Here is a 12,574-nt window from a genome sequence, read left to right as displayed (position 1 = left end):
TTGCGGCGGTGGCTGGTGTCCCGCCCGGAATGCTGTGATCATGGGGTATGGACGTTCTGCCGCCCCTTTTGAGATCGGTGGCGCTGGGGGGCGCGCTGCTCGCCTTGGCCGCCTGCGGCTCAGGCGGCCTCGGCGCGGAGCGGCCGTGCACCGCGATCGGCTCGTCGCCCGGCCTGAGCGTCTCCGTCAAGCCGCCCGACGCGTCGCGCGTGGCGTCCGCGTCCCTGCGCGTGTGCTGGGACGGGACGACCTGCCGGGAACCCACGATCGAGCTGCGGCCGTCCTCGACGACCGTCCCGATGGGCTGCGACGGCGACGGGCCCGACGCCGCCTGCGCGGCGTCCGCGTCGCCCGACGGAGGCAAGACGGGCTTCGCCCAGGTGGAGGGCCTGCCGAAGAGTCCCGTCCAGGTCACGCTCACGCTCCGCGACGCCCAGGGCCGCACGCTCGTCGACCGGCGCGTCGACGTCACCCCTGCGGCGACGTTCCCGAACGGCGAGCACTGCGGTGAGGGCGGCCCGCAGGCCGCGCTGACCGTCGCGGACGGCACGGTGACGGTCCGCTGATCACCGTCCGGCGGCCGGCTGGCAGCGGGGGCACCAGAACGTGACGCGCTCGCCTCCCCGTGACGTCTGGCCGGCGCGCTCGACGCGGGTTCCGCAGCGCCGGCAGGGACGCCCGGCCCGCCCGTACACCCAGTGCTCGCGGCCGCGCGCCAGATCCCCCGTGGTGATGTGGCCGTGCCGTTCCTTGTTGGCGTCCAGGAGCCGGTGAGCGAGCTCCACCAGGGCCGGCAGGTCCGGAACGTCCTGGACAGGGGTCCACGGGTCGACGCCTCTCAGGAACAGGATCTCGGCCTTGTAGACGTTGCCGATCCCGGCGAGGCGGGTCTGGTCGAGCAGAGCCTCACCGATGGCCCGCTCAGGCCGCTCGCCCAGCCGTGCCGCGGCCTCGGCGACCATGCCGGCGTCCCACGCCGCGTCGAGCAGATCCGGACCGAGATGACCGACGGCCGCGTCCTCCTCGGCGGTGCGCAGCAGCTCGACGAGACCGAGGGAGTATCCGACCGCCTGCCGCTCCGCGTTCGCCAGCACGAGCCGCACCCGGTGGTCGCGCGGCACTGGCCCGGCGCGGCGGATCTGCCAGCGTCCCTCCATCATCAGATGCGTGTGGACGGTCAGCCCGCCCTCGACGCGGACGAGGAGATGCTTGCCCCGCGACACCGCGTCCAGGACCGTCCGCCCCCGCAGGTCGGCGGTCGCGAGCCGGGGGACGCGGAAGTCCGAGCGCGTCAAAGGCCGCCCGGCGAGCGCCTCGCGCAGGCGCCGGGCGGTCAGCCAGACGACGTCGCCCTCGGGCATGTGATCAGATCAGGGACGGGCTTTCCCAGGCCGACGGGTCCTCCGTCAGCTTGCGGACGGGCTCGGGCAGCTCGCCGGCGGCGATGTGCGCGAGCTTGACCTTCTCCAGAATGGCGCGCTCGCTGGCGCGCAGCGCGATCCACACCTCCTGCAGGGAACGCGCGGGCCCCTCGTAGCCGACGTGTTCGGGACGCTCGCCCCGGACGCCGAGCAGCGGCCCGTCGATGGCGCGGATGATGTCGGCGAGGGAGATCTGCTCGGCCGGCCGCGCCAGCCAGTAGCCGCCTTCGGGCCCCCGCTGGCTCCGGATGATGCCGGACCGGCGCAGCTGGCCGAGGATGTTCTCGAGGAATTTCGGTGGTATGCCCTGCGCTTCGGCGAGCTGTATCGCGGTCACCGGGCGGCTCCCGGCGACCGCCAGCTCGGCGGAGGCGCGCAACGCGTAGTCGACCCGGGCGGACAATCGCATGCAAGCATTATCCCTTGCCGATAGGACCAGTTGGGCTTGCGGCGAACGCGGCGTGCCCGCCGGGACCGGGCTCCTTGCCCGGCGGGCACGCCGCGGGCTTGTGTCAGCAGAGCCCCAGGAGTTCGGCCGCGGCTTGCGCGTTGGCGGCCGCGGCGCCGTAAGTGGCCAGGTAGACGGCCGATCCGGGGCGCCAGACGGGCAGGCCCATCTCCACGACGACGGTGTCGGGGCGGGCCGTCAGCAGGGCCGTGGCTAGGGCCCGCTGGCCCGCGTGACGGTGGGCGTCGCGGAGGACGATCACGAGGCCGCGTCCCGTGGCGCGCTTCAGCACGCGGTCGGCCGTTCCCTCCGCTCCGTCGACCTGGACGGCGTCGGGCGCCCAGGGGCCGAGGCCCCACGGGGTGGGCCCGACCGCGATGTTCCCGGTCGCCTCCGTCTCGACGATCAGCGGCGCCGCGTCCCAGCCGGGCAGCGAGCCCGACACGCGGACGGCGCGGCGGGCGGCCTCCAGCCCGGCGGCGCGGTCGACGACGGTGGGGGAGTGCCCGGCGAGCCACTCCTTGAGGCGGCCGGTGCGCTCGGCCGCGTCGCGCAGCCGGCCCGGCGACAGCCGGCCGGTGCGCACGGCCGCGCCGATGGCCGCCAGGGTCGCCCGGACGGTCTCGGCGTGCTCGTTCGGGCCGAGGCACAGCAGGTCGGCGCCCGCGATGAGCGCCCGCACGGACGCCTCGGGGATGCCGATCGCGCCGCTCGCGCCCTCCATGTCGAGGGCGTCGGTGACGATCACGCCCTGGTAGCCGAGCCGTTCGCGCAGCAGCCCGGTGATCGCGTCGGGGGACAGCGTGGCGGGTATCCCGTGGGTGATCGAGGGCAGGTTCAGATGCCCGGTCATCACCGCGCGGGTGCCGGCTTCGATCGCCGCCCGGAACGGCACGAACTCGCGGCGTTCCAGCAGGTCCAGGTCGGCGTCGACGAGGGGGACGGACAGGTGGGAGTCGTCCACGGTCGCGCCGTGGCCGGGGAAGTGCTTCGCGCAGGCCGCGACGCCCGCCTCCTGCGTGCCGGCGACGGACGCGGCGGCGTGCCGCGCGACCAGGGCCGGGTCGGAGCCGAACGAGCGGGTGCCGATCACCGGGTTGTCGTCGGCGGTGTTGACGTCCACCGACGGCGCGAAGTTGAAGTTGACGCCGACCTCGGCGAGTTCCGCGCCGAGCGAGCGGTAGATCCGCCGGGTCAGCTCGGGGTCGTCCACGGCGCCGAGCGCGGCGTTGCCCGGGTAGGGGCTGCCGGCCCGGTGGCCGCCGAGGCGGGTGACGTCGCCGCCCTCCTCGTCGATCGTCACGAACGCGTCGCCCGCCTTGCGCAGCTGCGCGGTCAGCGCGGCGAGCGACTCCGGGCTCGGCACATTGCCGATGAGGGCGAACAGCGTGACGCCGGCGAGTCCGGCCTCCAGCTCGTCCAGCAGCCAGCGGGGGGCGGTCGCGCCCGGGAACGACGGGAGCAGCGTGCCGCGGGCCAGCCGGGCGATCTCCGCCGTGGTCGCGATGTCGTCGGCCGTCACCCCTTCACCGCCCCGGCGGTGAGGCCGGACACCATGCGGCGCTGGACGAGCAGGAAGAAGGCGATGACGGGAATGGTGAGCAGCGTGGACGCTGCCATGATGGGCCCCCAGGCGTTGCCGCTGCGGCCGAAGAAGAACTGCAGCATGATCGGCAGGGTGTACTTGTCCTGGTCTTCCAGGAACGTGTAGGCGAAGATGAACTCGTTCCAGGCGGTGATGAAGGAGAAGATGCTGGTCGCGACGAGTCCGGGCGCGACGAGCGGGAGCATGACCGTGAAGAACGTCCGGATCGGCCCGGCGCCGTCGATGGCGGCGGCCTCCTCCAGTTCGCGCGGCACCGCGGCGACGAACCCGCGCAGCATCCAGATCGCGAACGGCACGGCGAAGCCGATGTAGACGAGGGTGAGCCCGGCGAGGCTGTTGAGCAGGTCGAGCGTCTTCAGGTCCAGGAACAGCGGGATGACCAGCGCCTCCAGCGGCACCATCTGCACCACCAGCAGCATGATCAGGAAGGTGGTGCGGAACCGGAAGCGGAACCGGGCCACGGCGGTCGCCGCCAGCAGCGCGAGCAGCCCCGACACCACGACGGTGGCGATGGCGAGGAACGCGCTGTTGCGGAAGTACGCCCAGAAGGAGACCTCGGCGATGCCGCCGTTCAGCACCAGGTCGAAGTGCTCCAGCGTCGGATGGATCGGCAGCGGCTTCGGCGTCGTGCTGAAGATCTCGGTGTTGGGCTTGAACGCGGTCGAGGCCATCCAGAAGACGGGGAAGACCGCGAGGGCGAAGACGATCAGCCCCGTCCCGTTCAGCAGGGTCTTGCGGGCGGTCGAGCGCCTCATTTGGTCTCCCCCTGACGGACCATCACCCGCACGTACAGGGCGGTGACGACGAGCAGGATCATCGTGAGCACCAGCGCGATCGCCGAGCCCATGCCGAGCTTCGGATTCAGCGAGCCGAACGCCTCGGAGTAGCCGTACAGCGACAGGTTGAACGCGTCGCGGTTGGCCATTCCGGCCATGATGAACAGCTGTGTGAAGACCTTGAAGTCCCAGATGATCGACATGACGATCAGCACGAGGAAGATCGGCTTGAGCATCGGGTAGGTGATGCTCCAGAACGTCCGCCACGGGCCGGACCCGTCCACCCGGGCCGCCTCGTACAGCTCGCCCGGGACGCTCTTCAGCCCGGCCAGGACGGACACGGCCACGAACGGGCACGCCTGCCAGACGACGCACACGGTGAGGACGGTGTAGGTGGACAGCGGCTTGGCGAACCAGTTGTAGTCGGTCCAGCCGCCGCCGACGAGGGCGTCCGGCAGCAGGTCCAGGGTCCAGTTCACCAGGCCGCCGGTCGAGCCGAACAGCCAGGTGAAGATGATCGCGGCGGTGACGGGCGGGGTCGCCCAGGCAATCATCACGCCGCCGGCGACGAAGGCCGACATCCGCTTGCCGAGCTTGTTGAGCAGCAGCCCGACCAGCGTCCCGATGACCAGGGTCAGGCTCACCGCGACGACGGCGAACAGCACGGTCTGCTTGAGGGTCTGCCAGAAGAACGGGTCGCTGAAGATCTTGTCGAAGTTCCCGGTCCCCACCGACTCGGCCGGCTCGCCGCGCAGCTGGCGGTTGCCGACCTTCTGGAACGACATGATCCCGATCTGGATCATCGGCCAGAACATCAGGACGGCGATCACGACCACGGTGGGCGCGATGAGCATGTAGGGCCCGAGGCGGGGCCTGCGGCGGGGGCGCGCCCGGCCGGAGGGTCTCCGGCCGGGCGTCCCGCGCACCGCGGGAGCGGTGTCGAGCATGGACGTTCCGATCAGCTGGTGTGGCGAGGCGGGCGGGCTACGGGTTGAGCAGGGTATTGGCCTGCTCGTTCGCCTTCTTCATCTCCTCGGCGGCGGGCTCGCCCTGCATGATCGACTTGACCGCGTTCGGCAGCACCTTCTTGGCCTGCTCGAACTCGCCCCAGCCGGCGGTGATCGGCGGGAACTTGGTGTTGGCGGCGATGTCGGTGAAGATCGCCAGCTTCGGGTCGGAGAACTTCACGTCCGAGCGCATGGACGAGAAGCCGCTGTAGTCGGCCCACGCCTTGGCGTTCTTGGCGTTGTTCAGGATCGTGATGTAGTCGAAGGCCGCGGCCTTGGCCTCGCTGTCGGCCCAGACGCCGAGGTCGGAGCCGCCCGCCATGACCGGGGCGTTGCCGCCGTTCTTGGCCGGGATCGGGAAGACGCCCCACTTGTCGGCGTTCTTGTCGGAGACCTTCTTCATCTCCTTGAGCGCCCAGCTGCCGTCGAAGTACATGCCGAGCTTGCCGAGCGCGAAGTCGCGCTGCGGGCCCTCCAGCTCGTTCTTGCCGATGTACTTCTCGGGGGCGACCTTCTCCTTGGAGACGAGCCCGGCGTAGTAGTTCACGGCCTCGACGGCCTGCGGCTGGTCGAGGGTGCCCTTCCACTTGCCGTTGTCCTGGACGGCCACGGACCCGTCGTTGCCCCAGATGAAGCTGAGCAGCGCGTTGGTCTGGTCGCTCGGCACACCGATGCCCGGAACGTCCTTGGCGTCCTGGATCTTCTTCGCCGCGGCGGTCAGCTCGGCCCAGTTCTTGGGCTGCTGGATGTTCAGCTCCTGGAACCAGTCGGTGCGGTACCAGACGCCCCGGACGCCGCCGTACCACGGCACCGCGTAGGTCTTGCCGTCCGCCTGGTCGTTGCCGAGGGCCGTCTTGTTGAGCGTCTTGCCGTCGGCCCAGCCGTCGAACTCGCCGGTGATGTCGGCCAGGTTGCCCTGCTCGATGTGGGACTGGACGTCGGTGTTGCCGATCTCGGTCACGTCGGGGCCCTCGCCGCCGGCGGCCGCCTTCTGGAACGTGGTGGCGACCTGCGGCCACGGCACGTACTTGATCTGGACGTCGGTGTTCGGGTGCTCGGCCTTGAAGTCGGCCTCGACGGCGTCGAGGAACTTGGTCTGCTCCGGGGTTCCTTCGCCCATCATCCAGACCTTGAGCTGCGCCGGGTCCTTGCCCGTACCGGCATCGCCGCCGTCGTCTCCGCCGCAGCCCGCGGCGGCCAGCGCGATCGCGGCCGCCGCGGCCGCAACCTTGATGTACTTCATTGGGGATCCTTTCCGGCATCGCCTCGCGCGGCCTTGTGGCCTGCGGTGCGAGCTGACACGGCCCGGACCCTTTAGGGTCCCAGCCATGCCCCTCTCGCGTTCGCATCGCACGCGGGCGCCCTGCTCGCCAGTCGGCGCTCTGCGAGCGCCCCCAGCCCGGGGTATGGACCGGTCGGCGCTTGGGCGTAAACTAACAAGAAACTTTCCTAAACAAAACTGCTCGTTAGCGGATTGAGACATCGAGGGGTATCAGCATGGCCGCCAACCGTCCGGGAACGCCGAGGCTGCTGCGCGAGCTGAACGACCGCGCGGCGCTGGACCTGCTCGTCGACCAGGGCCCGCTGACCCGCGCGCAGATCGGCGAGCACACCGGGTTGTCCAAGGTCACCGCCTCGCAGTTGCTGTCCAGGCTTGAAGACCGCGGGCTGGTCGCCGTAGTCGGCTCGCAGGCCGGGGGACGCGGGCCGAACGCCGCCCTGTACGCCGTCGTCCCGTCCAGCGCCTATGTCGCGGGCCTCGAAGTGGGACCGGACGGCGTCACCGCCGGCGTCGCCGACATCACCGGGCACATGGTCGCCCAGGTCACCGTGGACCCGAACGGCGCCGACGAGCCGGTGAAGATGGTGCACAACGCCGTCGCCAAGGCGTGCCGCTCGGCGAAGGTCGCGCTGTCGAAGCTGAGCGCCTTCGTCATCGGGACCCCCGGCGTGGTCGATCCGAAGTCCGGCGACGTCCAGTTCTCCTTCGACCTGCCCGCCTGGCACGAGGGCGTCCTCGCCGCGCTGAAGACCGACCTGCGGCGCCCGGTGACGATCGAGAACGACGTCAACCTCGCCGCCATCGCCGAACGGGCCTACGGCGCCGCGCACGCCGCCGACGACTTCGCCCTCATGTGGCTCGACCGCGGCATGGGCCTGTCGGTCATGCTGGGCGGCCGGCTGCACCGCGGCCGCTCCGGCGGCGCCGGCGAGATCGGCTACCTGCCGGTCCCCGGCGCGCCGCTGCCGCTCGGCGCGGCCCGGCGCGGCCCCGCCGACGAGGGCGTGACCGAGTCGACGACCTGGGGAATCCCGACCCTCGCCGGCGGCTACGGCGCCCTGGTCGGCGCGGACGGGGTCCGCGCCCTCGCCCACGAGCACGGCATAGCCGAGCCGACCGCGGTGGACTGCGTCCGCGCGGCCGCCGCCGACGAGGCCCGCGGCGGCGCCTTCCTCGACGATCTCGCCCGCCGCATCTCCTACGGCGTGACCTCGGTCAACATCGTCCTGGACCCCGGACTCGTCGTGCTGTCGGGAAGCCTCGGCCGGGCGGGCGGGCTGCCGCTCGCCACCCGCATCGAAGAGATCGTCGGACGGATCAGCCCCACCCGCCCCGCCGTCGCGGTGACCGAGGTGGAGGGCAACCCCGTCCTGCGCGGCGCCCTGTACGCGGCGCTCGAACAGGCGCGAGACGACGTCTTCTCGGCCGCGGGCACCTCCTGAACGGCGATGCCTCCCGAACGGCGGTGCGTCCGAACGGCGGTGCGTCCCGAAACGCGAAGAGCGCCCCCGCCGACGTCGGCGGGGGCGCTCTGTGGAGCGTTCCTTGTCCTGCGCTCGGCGGCGCCTCCCCTGGTGCTACTTGGCGGCCGCCGCGGCGACGACCTGCTCCTGATGGCGCCGCGGGTCATTGAGCGCGCGGTCGATGACCGTCCGACTGATGACCTGCCGCTTGCGCCGGAGCGCGGCGGCCTTGCGTGCCGTAGGTGTCATGACGAACCCCGTTCCGCGGTGGCGTTTTCCCCTCGCCACCGCAAACCCCGTAATGCGTCCATGTTCTCAAACGAGGGCGGCCCGGGGGATCCCCCCGAGGAATGAAATCGAGGTCAGACCAAGTACGGAGAACCTCCCGGGACGACTCGGGCCCCCGTCCTGGGATCATGATGGGGAACGCAGTCCAGAACGGCCCCGTTGGGAGAACCGTGACCGAAGAACCGAGGCGGCGTCATGGCGCTGCGTGACCGGCTGCGGCGGCTCGTCCAGAAGCCGGGAAGCGTCGACCTCGCGCCCTTCCGCGCCCTGGTGGACGAGGCGGGCGGGCGCGAGTCCCGCGTCCGGGACCTGTCCGACGAGGAGCTGACCGCCGCCGCGTCCGTCCTCCGCGAGGAGGAGGACCTGGCCGAGCTGTGCGCACTCGGCCGGGAGGCCGCCCGCCGGACACTGGGCGAGCGCCCGTTCGACGTGCAGCTCATCGGCACGCTGGCGCTGCTGTCCGGGCATGTCGCGGAGATGGCCACCGGCGAGGGGAAGACCCTGTCGGGCGCCCTCGCCGCCGCCGGCTACGCGCTGCGCGGCCGCCGCGTCCACGTGATGTCGGTCAACGACTACCTCGCGCGCCGCGACGCCGAGTGGATGGGGCCGCTGTACGAGCGGCTCGGTGTCACGGTCGGCTGGGTCGGGCAGTCGTCCACGCCGGACGAGCGGCGCGCCGCCTACCGCGCCGACGTGACGTACGCGCCGGTCAGCGAGGTGGGCTTCGACCTGCTGCGGGACCGGCTCGTCACGGACCCGGACGACGTCGTGCAGCCCGAGCCGGCCGTCGCGCTGGTCGACGAGGCCGACTCGGTGCTGGTCGACGAGGCGATGGTGCCGCTCGTCCTCGCGGGCGCCGCCGACCTCGACTCCGCCGACCCCCGGTACGCCGACCTCGTCCGCCGGCTCCGGCCCGGCCTGCACTACTCCACCGACGAGGAGGCCCGCAACGTCCAGCTCACCACGGCGGGGGCCCACGAGGTCGAACGCGTCCTCGGCCTCGACCTCTACGCGCCCGAGCACCTGCGCATCCTCACCGCCGTCAACGTCGCCCTGCACGCCGAGGTCCTGCTGCACCGCGACGTGGACTACATCGTCCGCGACGGCGCGGTGAAGCTGATCAGCGAGTCGCGGGGCCGGGTCGCGCTGCTGCAGCGCTGGCCGGACGGGCTGCAGGCCGCGGTCGAGGCGAAGGAGGCCCTGGAGGCGTCCCCGAGCGGCGAGATCCTCGACTCGATCACCGTCCAGGAGCTGATCGGGCGCTACCCCGTCCGGTGCGGCATGACCGGCACGGCGATGGCCGTCGCGGCGCAGCTCACCGAGTTCTACTCGCTGCAGATCGCGGTCGTCCCGCCGAACACGCCCTGCGTCCGCGACGACGAGCCCGACCGCCTCTACGCGACCGCCGCCGACAAGGAGGTCGCGATCGTCGAGGAGATCGCCGCCGCGCACGCCGCCGGCCGCCCGGTGCTGATCGGCACCGGCGACGTCGCCGAGTCCGAGCGGCTCGCGCGCCGCCTGTCCCGCGCCGGCCTCGACCGGGTCGTCCTCAACGCCAAGAACGACGCCGAGGAGGCCGCGATCATCGCCGAGGCCGGGGCGTACGGCGCGATCACCGTCTCCACCCAGATGGCCGGCCGCGGCACCGACATCCGCCTCGGCGGCAGCCCCGCGCCGGGTTCCGCGGGTGACCCGTCCGCGCCCGGCACCGCCTCCGCCGAGGCCGCGGGCGGCGACCACGACCGCGTGGCGGACGCGGGCGGCCTCCTGGTCATCGGGACCGGCCGCTACCACAGCAGCCGCCTGGACGACCAGCTCCGCGGCCGCGCCGGGCGCCAGGGCGACCCCGGCGGCTCGGTGTTCTTCACCAGCCTCCAGGACGAGCTCGTCACCCGCTACGCGCCCGACGAGAAGTCGACGGCGCCCGCCGACGACGAGGGGCTCATCACCGACAAGGGCGCCCACTGGATCGTCGGGCACGCCCAGCGCGTCGCCGAGGGCGTCGACCTGGAACTGCACCGCAACACGTGGCGCTACAACCATCTGATCGGCCTGCAGCGCCGCGAGCTCCTCGCCGAACGCGACGCCGTCCTGCGCGGCGACGCCGCCGACCGGGCCATGGCCGCGGACGCCTCCGGCCGGCACGCCGACCTCACCAAGATCGCGGGGGCGGACGCGGTGGCGGCCGCCGCGCGCCAGATCGTCCTGTACCAGCTCGACCGCTGCTGGGCCGAGCACCTCGCCTTCCTCGCCGACCTTCGCGAAGGCATCCACCTGCGCTCGCTCGGCCGCGGCCTGGACCCGCTCGTCGAGTTCAACCGGGAGGCCGTCCCGGCGGGCAAGCGCCTCCTCGCCGACGCCAGGAAGCGCTCGATCGCCGCGTTCGAGGCGCTCACCGCGTCCGAGGACGGCATCGACCTCGACTCCGCCGGCCTCAAGCGCCCGTCGGCGACGTGGACCTACCTCGTCCACGACAACCCGTTCGGCTCCCTGGACGAGCGGGCCCTCCGCGGCCTGATCAACATGTTCAAGGGCCGCCGCCGCTGATCTTTCAGCCGGTGGTGGGGATGCCCGTGGTGGGGAGGCCGGTGCGGGGGAGGATCGCGTCTGCGGTGGCGCGGGCCTTGGCGGCGGCGTCGCGGATGCCGCCGACGCTGAACGCGACCACCGCGCCCTCGTGGACGATGAGGAGCTGATCGGCGAGCATGCCCTGGTCGCCAGCCATCCCCGCCTCGCCGATGAGGCCCGCGTAGAGGTCCCTCAGCCATGCCTTCTGCCCGGCCGCGGCGCCGTGGACGGGGTGAGACGCGTCGGGCAGTTCGGCGCAGGCGTTCACCATCGAGCAGCCGCGCTCGGCTTCGTCGGCCTGCCAGGCGTCGAGGGCGTCGAAGGTGGCGAGGATGCGTTCGCGGGCGTCCGGGACGGCGGCGATCCGCGTCGCCACGAAGTCGCGCCAGCGTTCGTCGCGGGCGCGCAGGTAGGCGAGGATCAGCGCGTCCTTGGAGCCGAACCGGTCGTAGACGGTCTTCTTGGTGACCCCGGCCTCGGCGGCGATCAGCTCCATGCCGACCGAGCCGATGCCGCGCTCGTAGAACAGCTCCTCGGCGACCCGGAGCACCCGCCGGGCGGCGGGTGTGAGCGGCCGGTCCTGGGCGGTGGCGGGCATGAGGCGCTCCCTTCCATGGAGGTACACCGCAAGTATACATACCGGTATAGATACTCTGTAGCCATACCGGTATGTATACCTAGGAGCGATCATGGCCGTCCGACACCCGGACACCCTGCTCGGCGCCGCGTTCGTCGTCACCTGGAGCTCCGGCTTCATCGGGGCGGAACTCGGCACCGGGAGCGCGCCCGCGAGCACCTTGCTGGCCTGGCGGTTCATCATCGCGATGGCCGTGCTCGGCGCGTGGCTGGCCTGGCGCCGGCGCGGGATTCCGCCTCGGGACCTGGTGTCGCACGTGGTCATCGGGCTGCTCGCCCAGGGCGGCTATCTCTACGGTGTCTTCCTGGCCGCCGAGCACGGCGTCGTCGAGGGGATCAACAACCTGATCACCGCTCTGCAGCCGCTCATAGCGGTCGCCCTCGCCGTCCCGATCCTCGGGGAGTCGATCACGCGGCGGCAGCTCGCGGGATTCGCCGCCGGACTCGCCGGCGTCGTGCTCGTCGTCGGCGGGGACCTGCACGGCGGCGCCCCGGCCTGGGCGTACCTGCTTCCGTTCGGGGCGATGCTCTCCCTTGTCGGCGCGACATTGTTCGAGCGGCGTGTACGCCCCGCGGCCGACCTTCCGGAGGCGCTGGCCGTCCAGGCGGGCGTGAGCGCGGTGCTGTTCTCCGGCCTCGCGAGCGCCGACGGTGCGCTCGTCCCACCGGCCGACCCGGTCTTCTGGACGGCCGTCGCCATCCTGGTCGTGATCGCCATGTTCGGGGGCTACGGACTGTACTGGGTCAACGTCCGGCGGACCGGTGTCGCCCGGGTCTCCGCCCTGCTCTACCTCACCCCGCCGACGACGATGCTCTTGGGCTGGGTGATGTTCGGCAGCACGCTCACGCCGATGTCCCTGCTGGGCGTCCTCGTGTGCGCCGCCGCCGTCACCGTGGCCCTCCGCGCCCCCGCGGCCCGCCTCCCCGAGATCCGGCCGGCGCGGGCCTCCGGCGCCCCGGCCGAATGCACTCGCGCCTGAACCCCGCCGGCGTCCCGCTCCGCTCGTCGCGGACGTGCACCGGGGTCCCGCTCGCACGCGCACGCGGATCGGTCATACGCGCAGACGGACCGGTCGGGC

General features: G+C 72.2%; 12 protein-coding genes. 4 read left to right on the top strand and 8 right to left on the bottom strand.

Annotation, left to right across the window (positions count from 1 at the left end; translation table 11 throughout):
• The first annotated feature begins 47 nt into the window (after window positions 1-47).
• On the top strand, window positions 48-566 hold the full coding sequence (locus AB0C35_RS04960) for a hypothetical protein (RefSeq protein ID WP_358450690.1): 519 nt from the start codon (window positions 48-50) through the stop codon (window positions 564-566).
• Here AB0C35_RS04960 and AB0C35_RS04955 read toward each other — a convergent pair whose 3' ends face one another.
• From AB0C35_RS04955 to AB0C35_RS04930, 6 genes are all read right to left on the bottom strand, one after another.
• Complete coding sequence (locus AB0C35_RS04955; protein ID WP_358450687.1) at window positions 567-1,361, bottom strand: DNA-formamidopyrimidine glycosylase family protein; 795 nt, start codon at window positions 1,359-1,361, stop codon at window positions 567-569.
• Between the two features lie 4 nt (window positions 1,362-1,365).
• Entirely contained in the window at window positions 1,366-1,830 is a 465-nt protein-coding gene (locus tag AB0C35_RS04950; protein ID WP_358450684.1) for an Rrf2 family transcriptional regulator, read from the bottom strand.
• Window positions 1,831-1,933: 103 nt separating this feature from the next.
• Window positions 1,934-3,391, bottom strand: coding sequence for a glycoside hydrolase family 3 N-terminal domain-containing protein (locus AB0C35_RS04945; protein ID WP_358450681.1), 1,458 nt, complete (start codon window positions 3,389-3,391; stop codon window positions 1,934-1,936).
• Window positions 3,388-4,230, bottom strand: a complete 843-nt coding sequence (locus tag AB0C35_RS04940; protein WP_358450678.1) for a carbohydrate ABC transporter permease — start codon at window positions 4,228-4,230, stop codon at window positions 3,388-3,390. Before AB0C35_RS04940 ends, AB0C35_RS04945 begins: the two co-directional genes overlap by 4 nt.
• The gene (locus AB0C35_RS04935) at window positions 4,227-5,198 is read right to left on the bottom strand and encodes a sugar ABC transporter permease (protein ID WP_358450675.1); all 972 of its coding nucleotides are present in this window, start codon (window positions 5,196-5,198) and stop codon (window positions 4,227-4,229) included. The genes AB0C35_RS04940 and AB0C35_RS04935 overlap by 4 nt, the downstream gene beginning before the upstream one ends.
• A gap of 37 nt (window positions 5,199-5,235) precedes the next feature.
• Complete coding sequence (locus AB0C35_RS04930) at window positions 5,236-6,501, bottom strand: extracellular solute-binding protein (protein ID WP_358450672.1); 1,266 nt, start codon at window positions 6,499-6,501, stop codon at window positions 5,236-5,238.
• Between the two features lie 254 nt (window positions 6,502-6,755).
• On the opposite strand from AB0C35_RS04930, the gene AB0C35_RS04925 reads away from it, so the two are divergent.
• Window positions 6,756-7,982 carry an ROK family transcriptional regulator gene (locus tag AB0C35_RS04925; protein ID WP_358450669.1) on the top strand — a complete coding sequence of 409 codons (1,227 nt, stop codon included), beginning with the start codon at window positions 6,756-6,758 and terminating at the stop codon, window positions 7,980-7,982.
• A 135-nt stretch (window positions 7,983-8,117) separates the two neighbouring features.
• Here AB0C35_RS04925 and AB0C35_RS04920 read toward each other — a convergent pair whose 3' ends face one another.
• Window positions 8,118-8,252, bottom strand: a complete 135-nt coding sequence (locus AB0C35_RS04920) for a hypothetical protein (RefSeq protein ID WP_358450666.1) — start codon at window positions 8,250-8,252, stop codon at window positions 8,118-8,120.
• A gap of 234 nt (window positions 8,253-8,486) precedes the next feature.
• On the opposite strand from AB0C35_RS04920, the gene secA2 reads away from it, so the two are divergent.
• The gene (secA2, locus tag AB0C35_RS04915; RefSeq protein ID WP_358450663.1) at window positions 8,487-10,838 is read left to right on the top strand and encodes an accessory Sec system translocase SecA2; all 2,352 of its coding nucleotides are present in this window, start codon (window positions 8,487-8,489) and stop codon (window positions 10,836-10,838) included.
• Between the two features lie 4 nt (window positions 10,839-10,842).
• Here the strand turns inward: secA2 and AB0C35_RS04910 are convergent, their stop codons facing one another.
• Window positions 10,843-11,457, bottom strand: coding sequence for a TetR/AcrR family transcriptional regulator (locus tag AB0C35_RS04910; protein WP_358450660.1), 615 nt, complete (start codon window positions 11,455-11,457; stop codon window positions 10,843-10,845).
• A gap of 91 nt (window positions 11,458-11,548) precedes the next feature.
• Between AB0C35_RS04910 and AB0C35_RS04905 the strand changes: the two genes are divergently transcribed.
• Window positions 11,549-12,475, top strand: a complete 927-nt coding sequence (locus tag AB0C35_RS04905) for a DMT family transporter (RefSeq protein WP_358450657.1) — start codon at window positions 11,549-11,551, stop codon at window positions 12,473-12,475.
• Window positions 12,476-12,574: the final 99 nt, after the last annotated feature.

The sequence above is a fragment of the Spirillospora sp. NPDC048819 genome (assembly GCF_040650055.1).
GTDB lineage: Bacteria > Actinomycetota > Actinomycetes > Streptosporangiales > Streptosporangiaceae > Spirillospora.
This window is presented reverse-complemented; position numbering and strand designations above follow the sequence as displayed.